Source organism: Pseudolactococcus yaeyamensis, assembly GCF_054658615.1.
In genome coordinates, this window is the sequence record NZ_BAAGGP010000005.1 from 42,174 (window position 1) to 58,066 (window position 15,893).

Here is a 15,893-nt window from a genome sequence, read left to right on the forward strand (position 1 = left end):
TTTTCTGTATGACTGTTTAATTGACTTGCAAAACAAGCTCAATTTTAAACTCAGTATCACTTGTTCCAATCGCAGGCGTGATATTAATCAGATGGCAGAGTTCTTGAATAATATTGAGTCCAAGTCCAGTACTTTTGTTGGTACGAGAAGAGTCATTTGTTTTGAAACGTTCCAATAGCAGCTCAGGATTGTCAATTTTGGCTTGTAAACCATTTGAAAAACTGAGTTTTAGGTGCTGATCATCGGGTTGGGTCATGCTGACTTTGAGGAAATCTTTACCGTGATTCAGGACATTGCCAAGGATATTTTGAAAAATCCGTTGTAAGATGATGACATCAATAATGGCATAGTGCTGCTCGAGTAGCTCAAACTGCGGTGTCATCAGGCGTTCCTCAAAACTTTCGTAATAGAGAAAAAGACTTTCGCGCAAGATTTCAGAAATATTTGCCTTCTCCAAACGAAGGGCGATATTTTTTTCCTGAATCATATTATAACTCATGAGATAGTCAACATAGCGCTTAATACTTGCAAGGCTACCGTCGATTTTAGTCACAATGTCACGATTTTCAGCGGGGAGCGTTTTTTCAAGCAGCTGCGTGTAGCCAGACGCGACCGTTAGCGGTGTTTTCAAGTCGTGTGTCAAGTTGGTCAAAAGCTCATGGAGGAGTTTATCTTTCTTGACTTGTTCACGGTGAAAGGTCTTATTTTTGCGAATCAAACGATTGTTTTCGTTCAACAAATTTTTAATCCAAGGATTTTTCGTTGTTGACGTGATTTCGGCATTCGTTTCTTTTTCGGCAATAAAAGTGATTTGGCGCGTGATTTGCTGTAAATCAATGAGGACAAGCACCAGATAAGCGACCAAAATGACGATGAGAAAAAGGAGAATTGCTAGGAAAATGATCATATCAACCCCTTTCTTTTACTAGGCGAATGCCCATGCCCCAAACGGTTTCGATGTAGTCATTATCTGGATCAGCAGCCTTTAGTTTCTTACGCAGATTGCTGAGATGAACGTTCAAGGTATTTTCGCCACCCAGATAACTTTCTTGCCAGACTCGCTCGTAAAGTGTTTCTTTGGTAAAAATCTTAGTCGGGTGATTGATGAGCAGTGCCATGATTTGATATTCTTTTTGGGCAACGGTCAGTTGGTTTTCGCCAATTTTAAGTGCTAGATTTTCAGCATCTAAGCATAGATTTTTATAGGACAGCGTTTGCTTTTGTGGTAATTCATGACTGCTTTTACGGAGCTGTACCTCAATCCGTGCCTGCAATTCATCCAGATTAAAAGGTTTCGTGATATAATCATCAGCACCATTTTTCAGCAACTCAACGATTTTCGCTTTATCATCAATCGCCGTCGTGATAATAATCGGTGTCTGACTTGCTTTACGAATCGTCGTCAAGACACTTTCGCCAGTCACACCGGGCAACATCAAATCAAGCAAAATCAAGTCAAACTGTCCTTGCGTGACTTGCAATAACCCTTCAGTTCCTGTATGAGCAATCGTGAGTTGGTAGCTGTCTTTTAATAATAAATCAAGTAATTGACAGATGTTAGTGTCGTCTTCAATGATGAGTATTTTGCGCAATGTTAGCTCCTTGCTGGCGAGATAATGTTATTGTGTTACTTTTTCGATTTTGTGACCAGATGTACCAGTCAAGTTTTCGTTTGGGAAAATTGGTTGTGATATTATTTTGTTTAATAATAATTGTCGATTAATGCAACCTAACCAAGATAATCTTTTTTATCCATGTAAGTTTTTTTGATAGATGATTTATTGTGTCACTCACTTGTATAGGTCTGAAATTTTTTTAAATGTGACTCTTTTATCTGTTATGATGTCAGTAGGGTAAAGTGGTCTATAACCAGCATTTTCCCAAGCTTTTTTCCAGACATGTGTAGGTGCTTTTTCTGCTGTTCCGAGCCAACCAAAAGACTTGTTTCTCAGAGAGTCTGGTAATTCGTCATCCAAGATAGTTTCGATTTCTAAAAAGGTTAAGGTAACTTCATCTTTTTCCTGAAGTTTCAAATAGTTTTTCTAAAGGTTCATATTTACTGATAATTACTACCATTATAACAAATTACAAGAGATATTTAAAACTGCTGTTTTATTTATTTATTTTTTAAAATACTTGCCAAGGTCATTTGTTTTTGGTATAATAATGACGTTGTCTTTGTGAGTTTCATAGCTTTCAAGAGTACAACCGCACGAAGTTAGGTATAAGTATAGCCCTTAAAATTCAGTTTTGCCCATTTTTGCTAAGATCTCCTTAGCCGTCGTTAATCCTTCTTGACTTGCACTAGCAAGCCTTCGGCGGATTTCCTTGTCTAAGAAAATTTTATCTCAAACTGAACAAAAGCAATTTCCAGAGCTATACTTAAGTGAAGTCATTCCACCTACCAAGGCGAGTCTAACATATTATATAAGGAGGAAACACGCAAATGACTTATGCAATCGTAAAAACTGGCGGGAAACAAGTCAAAGTTGAAGTAGGACAAGCAATCTACGTTGAGAAATTGGACGTTGAAGCTGGTGCTACTGTCACTTTTGACGAAGTTGTACTTGTTGGCGGTGAAAAAACTGTGATTGGGGCACCATTCGTATCTGGTGCAACTGTTGTCGCAGAAGTTGAGAAACAAGGTAAACAAAAGAAAGTTGTGACTTTCAAATACAAACCTAAAAAACACTCACACCGTAAACAAGGTCACCGTCAACCGTATACAAAAGTTGTCATCAAAGAAATCAACGCTTAATCGTGGGATTTTAGTCAGATGATTAACATCAAGTTTAGTCGAAAAGATGACCAGATTACACGTTTTGTAATCACAGGACACGCCTTTAATGGCAAAATGGCGCACGACATTGTTTGTGCTGGCGTTTCAAGTCTTGCGATTACAACGGTAAATTCGCTGGAGACAATCGCTCATTTTCAACCTTTAGTTGAGGTGGACGAAGTCGAAGGTGGCTTTCTCGATTGTGAAATCTTGTCAGATTTATCCGACAAACAAGCTGAGATTGCTCAGATATTATTGCAAAACTTTGAAAATGGTGTTAGCGCCATTGCCCAAGAAGCAGAATATAGCAGTTTCATCAAAGTTACCTAAGGGTATCTATCAAGTGAATTGTTTTGGTTAGATTTTGAGAGCAAAACAATATCCTACATTAAATCAAGGAGGAAAAACCCTATGTTGAAAATGAATCTATCGTTGTTCGCCCACAAAAAAGGTGGTGGTTCAACTTCCAATGGTCGTGATTCACAATCTAAACGTCTTGGCTCTAAAGCTGCTGACGGACAAACTGTGACTGGCGGTTCAATCCTTTACCGTCAACGCGGTACTAAAATCCATCCAGGTGAAAACGTTGGCCGTGGTGGTGACGATACACTTTTCGCTAAAATCGAAGGCGTTGTAAAATTCGAACGTTTCGGTCGCGATAAGAAAAAAGTATCTGTTTACCCAGTCGCTAAAAAAGCTTAATCAAGCATAAAAATGAAAACTTTCGACTTCAGGGTTGAAAGTTTTTTCATGCAAATGGGGTATGAACACCTAAGAAATGAGGAAAATGATGACAGAAAATATGATGTTAGACCGTTTTTTACGTTACGTCAAAATCAATACGCGCTCTGACGAAACAAGTACAACAGTTCCAACGACACAGTCACAAGTCGACTTCACAGCCATGTTGGCTGATGAAATGCGTGAAATCGGCTTAGAGAATGTCCATTATTTAGAAAGCAATGGCTATGTCATTGGGACAATTCCAGCGACGACTGCTAAACCAGTCCGTAAAATAGGTTTGATTGCCCATGTGGATACAGCAGATTTTAACGCTGACGGTATCAAGCCACAAATCATCGAAAATTATGATGGCAATCCAATCCCACTTGGGACAAGTGGTTACGCATTGGATGCTAAAGACTTTTCTAATCTAGCCAATTATAAAGGCCAAACCTTAATTACAACAGATGGGACAACTTTGCTTGGTGCTGATGACAAAGCAGGTATTGCTGAGATCATGACAGCAGCCGATTTCTTGATTCAACACCCTGAGATTGAACATGGTGAAATTCGTGTTGGCTTCGGACCAGATGAAGAAATCGGGACAGGTGCTGATTTATTTGACGTTGCTGATTTCGATGTTGACTTTGCCTACACCATCGACGGTGGTCCGCTTGGCGAGTTGGAATACGAAACTTTCAATGCCGCATCAGCTGTCATCACGATTACGGGGCGTAATGTCCACCCGGGGACAGCTAAAAATCAGATGATTAATGCCTTGCAGTTGGCTAATGATTTCCATAATCAGTTGCCAGAAACAGCACGTCCGGAACTGACTGATGGTCGTCAAGGTTTCTACCACTTGGCAACTTTGACTGGTTCGCCAGAAGCTGCGACGATGACTTACATCATTCGCGACCATGATCGGACGACTTTCGAGCAAATGAAATCAGACCTTCTAGCAATTGCTGAAAAAATGAATGCGACTTATGATGAAGACCGTGTCAATGTTGTCTTGAAAGATCAATATTACAACATGGCTGAAGTGATTGAGAAAGATATGTCGATTGTCACACTTGCTGAAACTGCGATGACAAACTTAGGGATCACACCGAAAATTGAGCCTGTCCGTGGTGGGACAGATGGATCTAAAATTTCATTTATGGGTATTCCAACGCCGAATATTTTTGCGGGTGGTGAAAATATGCACGGTCGTTTTGAGTTCGTGAGCGTGCAAACCATGCAGGCAGCAGTTGATACCATTATTGAGATTGCTAAATTAAACAGCACACAACTTTAAGTCTGAGGATCTGTGCCTCTCTATCAAAAAAATCAGAACTTTTTTCGAGTTCTGATTTCATTTTTAACGGACGATTAGGATATCGCATTTGGCGTGAGTGGCAACATATTGCGCAACAGATCCGATGAACAAGCGTTCAATATAGCTCAAGCCGGTCGCACCAATCATAATCAGATCAACGTTTTCTTCTTTAGGAATTGTCGTTGACATCATGACTTTTGGAGAGCCGAATTCGACTCGGCTATGAACTTGATTGACACCAGCTTTTTTTGCTTCTTCGGCAAAGTCGGCGATGAGTTGTTCCGCTCCCTTTTTAGTGTCTTCGGCGACCATCGTATCGTAGGTTGAGATGCTCTGGAAGGCGCGCAAATCAATGATATTGACGAGTAAAAGTTCTGCATCATTTCTGAGTGCGACAGCAACTGCACGATCAAAAGCATTGGCAGACTCAACAGAACCATCAATCCCCACCAAAATTTTCTTATATTCTTGAAGCATAGCTTTTTCCTCCATGTATTCTGTTTGTGTTGCCTTTTGAGCTTGGTAATGGGGTAGAAACCAGTCATACCCTCTACTTTTATTATATGCTCATTTTGTGGAAAAGTAAAAGAAAAACTAGTTTAGGAGATTTTGGAGTCTAGCGTGTTCTGGCGTTGGCGTGTAGGTTCCTTTTGTGCTATAATAAGCCTTATCAATCAATCATATGGAGAGAAGAAATGAAAAAGTTGTCTGATGATGAATTTGAACAAAGAATTCAACATATGCGCGAGCTTTATCTAGAAAATCATGATAAAAGTGAATTAAAGACTGCTATGGCAGCTAAATTATCATTTTTAGATCGCTTTCGCAGTCGAGATAATCAAAAAGCACGTTTGCGACGACAATTATCAGAATTAGAAATTAAACGCTGTCGGGCGACTTTGGATAAAAAATCAGCTCAAAAATTTGATCAAAAGTTAGCCATGAAAAAAGCCTTGTTCAAAAAATTATTGGACGAGAAAAATAACCACTAAGGCATGCTTTTAGCGTGCTATTAAAGTGATACATTAGGATGAGTTATTCAGATTAGCAAGCAAGTGAGCGTAATTGCTCGCTAAGATAAAGAGTGAAAGGAGCGCATAAACGAGTGATTCATACGGTATTTTATGTCATTATATTTTTTGTCGCACTCATTGTTTCCAATGTCATCAATAAGGTTTTTCCTAAACTTCCTCTCCCCTTGATTCAAGTTGTCTTTGGTCTGATTTTAGGTGTTTTTGGGGCAGGAAATGTGTTGCGGCTCAATTCGGAGCTTTTTTTGGCCTTTGTCATTGGTCCCCTTTTATTTAGGGAGGGGGAAGAAGCCGATGTCAGAGGGATTATCAAGCATGGCCGCACGGTAACGCTACTTGTTTTCCCTGTTGTTTTTTTGACAACCTTTATCGTCGGGATGATTAGCCACAATTTCTATGCCGCCATTCCTTTAACTGCCTGTTTTGCCCTCGGTGCCAGTTTGGGACCGACGGATGCAGTGGCAGTGAGTTCGCTTTCTGAGCGTTTCGATTTTCAAAAACGGATTATTGCTGTCTTAAAAGGCGAAGGACTTTTTAACGACGCCTCGGGTATTATCGCCTTTCAGTTTGCGATATTAGCGTTGACCACAGGAGAGTTTTCTCTTGGGAAAGCCGTTGGTAGCTTAGCACTGTCAGCCATTGGGGGAGCACTAGTTGGTTTTCTCGTGGCTTGGTTGAATCGGACTGTTCTGACCCTGATGGAAGATGTCGCGGCGCAGGATGTCACGGGTTATCTGATGTTGGAGATTATGCTCCCCTTACTGGCTTTTTTCCTAGCAGAAGAATTTCATGTTTCAGGGATTATTGCTGTTGTTGTCGCCGGTGTCATGCAGGCTAGTGGTTTCAAAAAAATCACGCTATTTGATGCTCAGGTCGAAAGTGTCTCGAAAACCGTTTGGAATGCCGTGACCTTCATTTTGAACTCGATTGTCTTTTTGTTTTTAGGCATTGAATTGCAACAAATCATGACTCCCATTATTAGCAATGCTTATTATGATAATTTCCGCTTACTCCTCACGGTTTTAGTCTTAACAGCGACTTTATTTATGCTACGTTATGTGAGTTTAAGTGTCTATTATGCGGTGATTGCTAAAAAACGTCGTCAGAAATTTGTGCGTTATGTTGATGATATTTTGCTTCTGACTTTTTCTGGTGTCAAGGGGACAGTGTCTATTGCGACGATTTTATTGTTACCAGAAGCCGTTGCTCAAAAGTATTCATTGCTAATCTTTCTTGCAGCATCTGTGACCGTTGCCAGTTTCTTAACGGGGATTTTGGTGTTACCCATCATTGCGCCTAAAAAAGAAGAAAAGGTTGATAATGTCGCTAAAATTGCCATTTTGACCAGCGTCGTTGAAAAACTTGAACAAGAGTCCGAAAAAGGTCGTAATAAACTTGGCTATATCGCAACGATTGATAATTATCAGGCGAGAATTCAAAAATTGATTATTAATCAAGAATCAGCGACAATGACCGCAGAATTTAATGATTTACAGCTCTTGATTCTTCGGCTTGAAAATGAAGGTCTGGAAAATGCCTTTCGGAATAATGAGATTACGATTAAGACATATCGGATTTACCAACAGTATTTGAAAGAGCTAGAACGCTCAATTGTTCATAGATTTGTTTCAAGTTTAGCCTTTGCAGTCGCCATTTTTCTACGGGCGATTCGCTTGGTTTTAAGTCATATTTTACATACTAATATTCATTTTAAACGCAATCGAAAAAATATCCAGAAGTTGGTAGGTGACTCGAAAACGGAAATTCGCGACCTCTATTTCAATAATACAAGCCTCATTTTGGATGCTTTAGAGAGTTTGGAAGGGGTCTACAATGCTGATCTGATTAATTATCTTCAATCAGAACGCTTGCGCGCCTCAGAGCAAGTGGCAACGGGAGGTTTCATTACCCGAATTATTACTAAAACACGACCGAATAATTTGGACGAGATGATGCGTGGTTACTACCTAGAGCGAAAATTTATCTTTGAATATGAGGCGCAAGGCTTGCTGACAGCGCGAGAAGCCAAAGTGATGCGAAAAAATGTCAATGCCCTAGAAAACTATTCAATGAATGATAATCAATCCAACTTACTCTATGATTTCCTAGAGTATAGACCCAAATAAAAACTGCGAACTCGCAGTTATTTTCAAGTTCAAAATATAATAGTGAAAGCAGTATGTGACGTAGCGTAAATTTCTGAACTTGCACAGGCTTGTTAATATCTATTTTGACAGAAATTAGCTTGAAATTTTAATAAAAAGGAAGAAACATGATTTATTTCGATAATTCAGCGACGACGGCAATTAATCCCGCAGTCCTGAAAACCTATACTGACGTTGCCACCAAAATCATGGGCAATCCGTCTAGTTTACATAATCTAGGGACAGTCGCTGGGCGAATGCTAGAGGCAGCTCGCAAGCAAATTGCCGACTTACTCGGCAAAGCAGCATCGGAAATTTACTTTACCTCAGGCGGCACAGAGGGCGATAACTGGATTTTAAAAGGTGTGGCATTTGAAAAGCGTGTCTATGGTAACCATATCATTGTCTCAAGTGTTGAACACCCTGCTGTTAAAGCATCTGCAGAATGGCTTGCCACACAAGGCTTTGAGGTGGATTTTGCCCCTGTTGATAGCCATGGTTTTGTTAAACTCGATGTGCTTGCAGCCTTGATCAAAAAAGAAACGATTTTAGTCTCAATCATGGCTGTCAATAACGAGATTGGAACCATTGAGCCAATTCGTCAGATTGGTGACTTGTTAGCGGATAAACCAACGATTTCTTTTCATGTGGATGCGGTGCAGGCGGTTGGTAAGTTAGACGTGCTTGAGTTTTTACCTGAACGTGTTGATTTTGCAACTTTTTCAGCACATAAGTTTCATGGTCCGCGCGGTGTGGGCTTTGTCTACATTAAAAAAGGGAAAAAACTGCAACCCCTGTTAACAGGTGGTGGTCAAGAAAATAATCAACGCTCAACGACGGAAAATGTGGCAGGAATTGCAGCAACAGCTAAGGCTTTACGTATGGTGCTAGCAGACTCAGAGACTAAACTTGTGAAGTTGTCGGCGATGAAAGAAGTCTTGTTGACAGCACTGGCTGAATATTCGGCTGTTGTCGTCTTTAGTCAGCGGGATAACTTTGTACCGAATATCATCACGTTTGGCCTCAAAGGTGTCCGTGGGGAAGTCTTGGTGCATGGTTTTGAAGCACACGAGATTTACATCTCAACGACAAGTGCCTGTTCATCTAAGGCGGGGCTGGCGTCAAGTACCCTAACGGCGATGAAAGTATCGCCTAAACTTGCGACATCAGCTGTCCGCATTTCCCTAGATGAGACCAATAACATGGCGGAAATCGAGCAATTTTTGACGATTTTCAAACAACTCCACGCTAAATTTCAAAAAATACAATAGAAAGTAATCATGACAAATTTAAATTATTCAGAAATTATGGTTCGCTATGGCGAGCTGTCAACCAAGGGCAAGAATCGGATGCGCTTTATCGGTCGACTTGCTAAAAATATTCGGGAGGTTTTAACAGAATTTCCAACGATTTCAGTCAAGGCCGAGCGAGACCGAGCGCATATCTTCCTTAATGGTGCAGCCTATGGTCCATTGGCTGAGAAATTAGTCAAGGTGTTTGGTATCCAAAATTTTTCGCCTGCCATCAAAGTAGATAAAAATATGCCAGCGATTGAAGCAGCAGTGGCTGCGTTGATGACTGAAGTCTATCAAGAAGGCATGACCTTTAAAATCACAGCCAAGCGTTCTGACCATGACTTCGAGCTGGATAGTACTGAGTTAAACCGCGAGTTGGGGCATACGGTTATCATGGCAGTACCACATGCCAAAGTCCAGATGAAAAAGCCAGATATTGATTTGCGTGTTGAAATCCGTCCTGACTTTGCTTATCTGAGTTATGAAACAATTAAGGGCGCGGGTGGTTTACCTGTCGGAACGGCTGGTAAAGGGATGTTGATGTTGTCTGGTGGCATTGATTCGCCTGTAGCGGGATATTTAGCGTTGAAACGTGGCGTTGAAATCGAGGCTGTGCATTTTGCGAGCCCACCTTATACCAGTCCCGGTGCGCTCAAAAAAGCCAAAGATTTAGCCAGCAAGCTGACTGTTTTTGGTGGCGATATTCAATTTATCGAAGTACCATTTACTGAAATTCAAGAAGAAATCAAAGAAAAAGTGCCCATGCCTTATTTGATGACAGTCATGCGTCGTTTTATGATGCGTGTCGTCGATGAAATTCGGGCGCGTCGCAATGGTCAAGTCATTATCAATGGGGAAAGTCTGGGTCAGGTCGCCAGTCAAACATTAGGCTCAATGACAGCTATCAATGCAGTCACGACAACGCCAGTCATTCGACCGGTCGTGACCATGGATAAGCTGGAAATTATCGAATTAGCTGAGAAGATTGATACCTTTAATATTTCCATTCAGCCATTTGAAGACTGCTGTACGATTTTTGCGCCACCACAACCTAAGACCAATCCCAAGCTTGAAAACGCTGAGAAATTCGAGGCGCGTATGGACATTGATAATCTAGTCAAACGAGCAGTTGATGGGATGATGGTCAGTCAGATTACAGGGGAAACACAGGTTGATGCGCTTGAGGCAGCCATTCAAGATTTATTATAGAAAAAGGTGGGTCAGTTATGTTTAGCAAAGAAAAATTTCCGGGACTACTAGCGCTAGGTATTTTCACGTTCATGTCAACCCTTGATGGGTCAATTGTCAACATTGCCCTGCCAAGTATGGCACGGGAAATGCACCTCGATATGGGGCAAGTGACTTGGTCAGTAACCATTTATCTGGTCGTTATTTCAGGCTTGATTCTGTTATTTGGCAGACTCGGAGATTTGGTCGGTAAAACGAGAATTTTTAGTATGGGTAGTTTGATTTTTACCCTAGGCTCACTTCTCGCAGGAATTAATCTGGGACTACATTTTCTACTGTTTTCGAGAATTGTTCAGGCGATTGGTGCGTCAATGACCATGTCTAATAGTTTCGGCATCACCAGTCAGCTTTTTGAGCCGGCTTTGAGATCCAGAGCCATGAGTATCATGTCTATGTTTGTCAGTCTTGGTGCCATTGCGGGGCCTGCTATTGGTGGGTTTATTCTGCAATTTGCGAGTTGGTCATATATTTTCTGGATTAATGTGCCTTTGGGCGTCGTTGCCTATCTCATCGGTCGCAAAGCTTTGCCGGAAGATCCGGGCTCAGGTAGCGTGAAAGATGCTGATTTACTTGGAGCAACGCAGATGTTTCTGATGATTGTGGCCTTTTTCGTCGCAGTCAGTCTGGGGCAAGCCAAAGGTTTCATGACCCTGCCAGTTATCCTAAGTTTTATTACCATGATTGCACTTTTTGTTTGGTTCATTCATACAGAAAAAACAGTCGATAAACCCTTGCTGAATCTCAATATTTTCAGTAGCAAGCTCTTTAGTATGAGTGTCTTGACCAGTATGACCATGTTTACAGCAGGTAGTTTTGTAAATATCCTCATGCCTTTCTACCTGCAAGATTACCGTGGGGCTGTTGCTGGTTTTGCAGGGATGGTGATGATGGCTTATCCTGTTGGCATGTTCATTTTCAGCCCGATAGCAGGTGTTTTGTCTGATAAATTTGACAAGGAAAACATCACTTTTTTTGCCATCTCAGGTGTCTTAATCGTCCAACTCGGCTACCTCATGATTGGGCAGGTCACAGCATTACCACTCGTGATGTTAATCCTGTTTATTCATGGTGGCAGCGTCGGCTTTTTCCAAAGCCCTAACAACGCCTTAGTCATGTCCACGGTGGAGACCAAATATCTGGGAATTGCAGGGTCAGTCAACGCCTTGGGACGAAACCTCGGCTTTGTCTTAGGGACAACCTTAGCGACAACGGTTTTATTTGTTGCCATGTCAGGACAAATCGGACACCGCGTGTCCGGATATGTCAAGTCACAACCGCAAGTCTTTCTTCACGGTATGCACATGGCTTTCTATGTGGCACTCGCCTTGGTCGTCTTTGCTTGGGGACTGTCTGTTTATCGTTTAATGACGCGGAAAAAATCTGCATCAGTTATGTAGAAGTTATTAGTAATTAAAACTGTATGAAATCTGTTTTTAAAAGGGCAGATTTCATACAGTTTTTTGTCACAGTCATAAATTACATCATTTTTAAGATGATTTGATGATATATTGTCTGAATATTTTGATATAAATAATTGACAGATATTCTGAAAATTTGTATAATTTCAGTAGGCAGTAAATGATAGCGGTTACTATTTCTCTGCTTGTGTTCGTTCTGTTATGCTATTTTATATGTATTTGTTAAGTAAAATAATGGAGAAAGATAGATGTTAGATTTTAAAGATTTAGGTGTTCACTATCGAAAGGTACGGGAGTCTAGGGGTTACACTATGGGAGACGTCACAAGTGATCATCTGAATAAATCACAGGTTTCAAGATTTGAAAATGGGACACAAATGTTATTGTTAGACGGTTTTATGCATGCGATTAACGGTTTAAATATGACTGCGAGCGAATTTTTCTTGACAATCGGAAATTTTGAGGGTGGTAATTTACATAGGTTTGGTGAAAAATTACAGTCTTATATTGTTACTCAAGATATAGAGGGCTTGAAAGCCCTGATTCTACCAAAACCTAGAACAAAAGAGAAAAAGATTTTCAATATTTTGGCTAAGTGTGCAATCAAAGATTTGTCGGGAAAAAATTTGCTAACAGATGAGGAATGTCTGTTTATTGATAAACATTTAACAGATATTGAAGAGTGGACAGTATTTGATGTTAATGTTTTTGCGATGGTTTTGGAAACTTTAGATATTAATTTAGTGTACCAACTTGGTTTAAATTTATTGAAAAAAGATAAATTTTATAAAAAGTTACCTTACAATGCTCATATCGTTAAGCGAACAGTTGTAAATCTATATGTTCATATGATTCTTCATCGAAAGTTTAGCTATGCAGATGTGTTTGAAAAGAAACTTGAAGTACTATTAAAACCAAACGATACAGTAGAGAGAATTGCTGTTTCTATTTTTAAAAAAATTTCTTGCTATCGTCAAGAAGAAAAATCAGAGATTTTGACGGATATTGAAAGGGATATTCAGTTTTTAAAAAAATTAGATGCATCAGTATTAGCGAAAAGAATTGAGATTCTTCTAGTCAACTATACCTAAATAAAAATACCAGTAGCTTGTTAAAATACTGGTGTTTTGTTTAAATTAAAAATCTAAAATACCAAACAGATTAAGTAGTTTAAAAATCATGATTAGAATTCCTTTCCTTTACTATTGATAGTCATATTTTATCAAATTTAAAAAGCGAAAACGTAATGTTGCTAACTTGCAACGGTTTATAACAAAAAGTGTTGCAAGTTAGCAACTTTTCGTATAGGGATGTTTGGCGTGATATAATTATTTTGTAAGTTAGTTCGAAATGACTTACAAGAGCTGAACAAGAGTGACAGCTAGATTATTGTTGGGGAGGAGGAAAAAAATATGAAGTTTGAAGAAAAACATGTATTGGATAGCAATGGAGATATTATGATTTCTATCATTGCATAAAATTAAACGGCGATGAATATGAAGTGATTTATATTCATCGCTTTTTCAAATTACTATGGAGAATTCATGAACCTTTTTTTAAAAAATAGAGTTTTTAGGTGGCTAACAATTTCTGATTTCTTAAATAATTCGGGTGCCTCAATCTATAATATTGTTTTTGTTATCTTTGCTGCAACACTACCCAATCCAAAATTTATGGTTTTTGTTGCCAATGCGATTATGCTTATTCCTATATTTTTTCAAATCTCTGTGGGGATAAAGGCTGATAAGACTGAGAAAAAAGTGAAGTGGACGATTAGTCTTGGCTTTATTCAGGCATTTTTATTTATTTTAGTCGCTTTACTTCAAAGGAATATGTCCTATCTTGCTTTTTCTGCAGTGTGTTTTATTAATATCATATCTGATATATTTAGTAATTTTGAGCGTGGTCTGAAAATGCCTATCATTCAAAAAAATGTTTCAGAAGATGCGATGATGTCGGCATTTTCTTTTAAGCAATTTATTACTTATATCAGTTCTTTACTTGGTCAAATTTTGGGGGTTTGGCTACTGACTGCTAGTTATCAAAATTTTTCACTTGTTGCTATTGTAAATGCTATAACTTTTTTATTGTCAGTTTTTGCACTGATTGTCATACGAAAAGAGATGTCTTTTGAATTTATCTCTGCTGTTAGTAAGGATAATAAAAGTTCTCTTATTTCAAAAATGAAAGCAATTTTATCAAACACAAAGCAAATATTTGGTAAAGAAGGGACAACTGGTTTTGCTAGGATATTAGGTTGTATTATTCTGATTAATGTATTAGGTAGTGCCATTTTGCCAATTTTTAATATTGTTTTATTGGATAAGCCAATTTTCAATCTTCAATTTGGTACTTCTGTTTTAATCTTGCAAAGTTCTTATATTTTAGGTGTGATTATCAGTAGTCTATTGCCAAATGATGTTTTTTCAAAATTCTCACTCACTACATTAATTTCGCTTGTATCGACTATTTTAATATTTTTTTCAATGATAAATATCTTACAGTTTCCGCCTTTAATGAGTACAATATTTATCGCTTTTATCGGGTATGTGATAGGTAAAATTAATCCTAAATTGTCATCACAATTATTGAACGCTTTAGCACCTGAAGTATTGGCGCAAACTGGTGCTTTTCTTGATACCCTGTTCATGTTATCAATTCCAGTTGGGACAGTTATATTTACAAGTCTTACCTTGTGGCATGTAAAAATTTCATGGTGTATTTTCTTTATGTTCTCTCTAGTGGCACTTACCTTAATATTAACAACTAATCAAAGGAGTAAAAAATGAAACAATTTAGATTGAAATCAGAATTGATTTGGATGAAAAAAGAATCAGGAATCGAGATATATCATGGTAATAATTGTTTAAATACATCAATTAATACTGATGATAATGAAGCCTTTTTTCATTTTTGCAGTTTATTAGCACACCAAAAACTAGTGAAGAAGTAAATGACTACACATTAATATCACAAACGCAAAAAGATGACATTCTTCTGTTTTTAGAAAACAAAGGTTATGGATACTGGATTTCTGGAACAGTGGAGCCATTAACAAGAATTGAAATGTTTGTTAATACTTTTCCGCAAAAATTCTATCAAGACTATGAAATAAAAGTTTCGGAACAAAGAATTATTATTATCGGTTTAGGTACAGCTGGCAGTTACTTGGTTGAAGTTCTGGGTAAGTTGAAATTCAATCATTTTGTTTTAATTGACGGTGACTGTGTTGAAGAAAAAAATTTAGAGGCACAAAATTATTTAGTAAATGAAATAGGAAAATATAAAGTTGATGTATTAAATGATAGGTATGGCGAAAAAATTCAGATAATGGTCCACACAAAATTTGTAGCTAACTACAAAGAATTAAATAGCTTAGTTGATGGGCTTACGGATACAGATATCCTCATAAATGCCTCTGATGATCATGAATTAATGTTAAGTATAACTCAAGCCAAAGTTGATAATAAAATTAATGGACCTATTCTTGTGTGCGGTTATGGTGTTTTAGCTCAAACGGCATATTTGATTAAAAATCATCAGACGGCTATAAAGTTTATTGATAGGATTAAATCGCTGATTATTAATAAGAAAGATGGGATTATTGCAAACAGTGGCTCAGTTTTAAACTCATTTTTAGGTACATATATGGTTTCAAAACTGTTACTTGACTATATGTTAGAAAAAGAGACGGTTTTAGCATATGGAAATTTTGAAACGAATGAAATTCGTTTTGATTGCAAAGTGTAAAATGAGGTTAGTAACTTGATGTGAGTCAAAAGGGAGTCGAATAAGTCTAATATTTTCTGATACCTGATGTGATAATTCTAAACAGTTCAATTTTAGAGTTAATAGTAGCACATCATTAAGGGTTTGGACAGAGGCCTTAAAAATAGAAAAATCGCAGGAAACTCTTTTTTAAACGGGAGTTCTT

At 38.5% G+C, this 15,893-nt stretch carries 16 protein-coding genes; 12 read left to right on the forward strand and 4 right to left on the reverse strand.

Translation table 11 applies throughout. The features are described from left to right. Positions 1 to 16 precede the first annotated feature (16 nt). The 3 genes from ACYQ21_RS02065 to ACYQ21_RS02075 form a co-directional block, all read right to left on the reverse strand. Positions 17 to 907 (reverse strand): sensor histidine kinase, encoded by an 891-nt coding sequence (locus ACYQ21_RS02065; RefSeq protein ID WP_460054636.1) that lies wholly within the window; start codon positions 905 to 907, stop codon positions 17 to 19. 1 nt (position 908) lies between these two features. Further along, on the reverse strand, positions 909 to 1,592 hold the full coding sequence (locus ACYQ21_RS02070; protein WP_460054638.1) for a response regulator transcription factor: 684 nt from the start codon (positions 1,590 to 1,592) through the stop codon (positions 909 to 911). 198 nt (positions 1,593 to 1,790) lie between these two features. Next, a complete protein-coding gene (locus ACYQ21_RS02075) occupies positions 1,791 to 2,033 on the reverse strand; it encodes a hypothetical protein (protein WP_460054639.1) in 243 nt (80 codons plus the stop codon). A 413-nt stretch (positions 2,034 to 2,446) separates the two neighbouring features. On the opposite strand from ACYQ21_RS02075, the gene rplU reads away from it, so the two are divergent. The 4 genes from rplU to pepT all read left to right on the forward strand — a co-directional run bounded on the left by rplU (position 2,447) and on the right by pepT (position 4,802). Further along, positions 2,447 to 2,758, forward strand: coding sequence for a 50S ribosomal protein L21 (gene rplU, locus ACYQ21_RS02080; protein WP_031366319.1), 312 nt, complete (start codon positions 2,447 to 2,449; stop codon positions 2,756 to 2,758). 18 nt (positions 2,759 to 2,776) lie between these two features. Further along, a complete protein-coding gene (locus tag ACYQ21_RS02085) occupies positions 2,777 to 3,109 on the forward strand; it encodes a ribosomal-processing cysteine protease Prp (RefSeq protein WP_460054642.1) in 333 nt (110 codons plus the stop codon). Positions 3,110 to 3,190: 81 nt separating this feature from the next. Then, entirely contained in the window at positions 3,191 to 3,481 is a 291-nt protein-coding gene (gene rpmA, locus ACYQ21_RS02090; protein ID WP_003137946.1) for a 50S ribosomal protein L27, read from the forward strand. An 88-nt stretch (positions 3,482 to 3,569) separates the two neighbouring features. Further along, entirely contained in the window at positions 3,570 to 4,802 is a 1,233-nt protein-coding gene (gene pepT, locus ACYQ21_RS02095; protein WP_460054644.1) for a peptidase T, read from the forward strand. Positions 4,803 to 4,865: 63 nt separating this feature from the next. Here the strand turns inward: pepT and ACYQ21_RS02100 are convergent, their stop codons facing one another. Further along, positions 4,866 to 5,300, reverse strand: coding sequence for a universal stress protein (locus tag ACYQ21_RS02100; protein ID WP_460054646.1), 435 nt, complete (start codon positions 5,298 to 5,300; stop codon positions 4,866 to 4,868). 218 nt (positions 5,301 to 5,518) lie between these two features. Here ACYQ21_RS02100 and ACYQ21_RS02105 point away from each other — a divergent pair, with 218 nt between their 5' ends. From ACYQ21_RS02105 to ACYQ21_RS02140, 8 genes are all read left to right on the forward strand, one after another. Then, on the forward strand, positions 5,519 to 5,815 hold the full coding sequence (locus ACYQ21_RS02105) for a hypothetical protein (RefSeq protein ID WP_460054648.1): 297 nt from the start codon (positions 5,519 to 5,521) through the stop codon (positions 5,813 to 5,815). Between the two features lie 113 nt (positions 5,816 to 5,928). After that, positions 5,929 to 7,980 carry a cation:proton antiporter gene (locus ACYQ21_RS02110; protein ID WP_460054649.1) on the forward strand — a complete coding sequence of 684 codons (2,052 nt, stop codon included), beginning with the start codon at positions 5,929 to 5,931 and terminating at the stop codon, positions 7,978 to 7,980. A 146-nt stretch (positions 7,981 to 8,126) separates the two neighbouring features. Then, a complete protein-coding gene (locus ACYQ21_RS02115; RefSeq protein WP_460054651.1) occupies positions 8,127 to 9,269 on the forward strand; it encodes a cysteine desulfurase family protein in 1,143 nt (380 codons plus the stop codon). A gap of 9 nt (positions 9,270 to 9,278) precedes the next feature. Then, positions 9,279 to 10,502, forward strand: a complete 1,224-nt coding sequence (thiI, locus tag ACYQ21_RS02120; protein WP_460054652.1) for a tRNA uracil 4-sulfurtransferase ThiI — start codon at positions 9,279 to 9,281, stop codon at positions 10,500 to 10,502. A gap of 17 nt (positions 10,503 to 10,519) precedes the next feature. Beyond that, positions 10,520 to 11,938 (forward strand): MFS transporter, encoded by a 1,419-nt coding sequence (locus tag ACYQ21_RS02125; RefSeq protein ID WP_460054653.1) that lies wholly within the window; start codon positions 10,520 to 10,522, stop codon positions 11,936 to 11,938. A 269-nt stretch (positions 11,939 to 12,207) separates the two neighbouring features. After that, positions 12,208 to 13,050, forward strand: coding sequence for an Rgg family transcriptional regulator (locus tag ACYQ21_RS02130; RefSeq protein WP_460054655.1), 843 nt, complete (start codon positions 12,208 to 12,210; stop codon positions 13,048 to 13,050). Positions 13,051 to 13,503: 453 nt separating this feature from the next. Further along, positions 13,504 to 14,748, forward strand: a complete 1,245-nt coding sequence (locus tag ACYQ21_RS02135) for an MFS transporter (protein ID WP_460054656.1) — start codon at positions 13,504 to 13,506, stop codon at positions 14,746 to 14,748. Between the two features lie 124 nt (positions 14,749 to 14,872). Continuing rightward, positions 14,873 to 15,709 (forward strand): ThiF family adenylyltransferase, encoded by an 837-nt coding sequence (locus tag ACYQ21_RS02140; protein ID WP_460054657.1) that lies wholly within the window; start codon positions 14,873 to 14,875, stop codon positions 15,707 to 15,709. Positions 15,710 to 15,893: the final 184 nt, after the last annotated feature.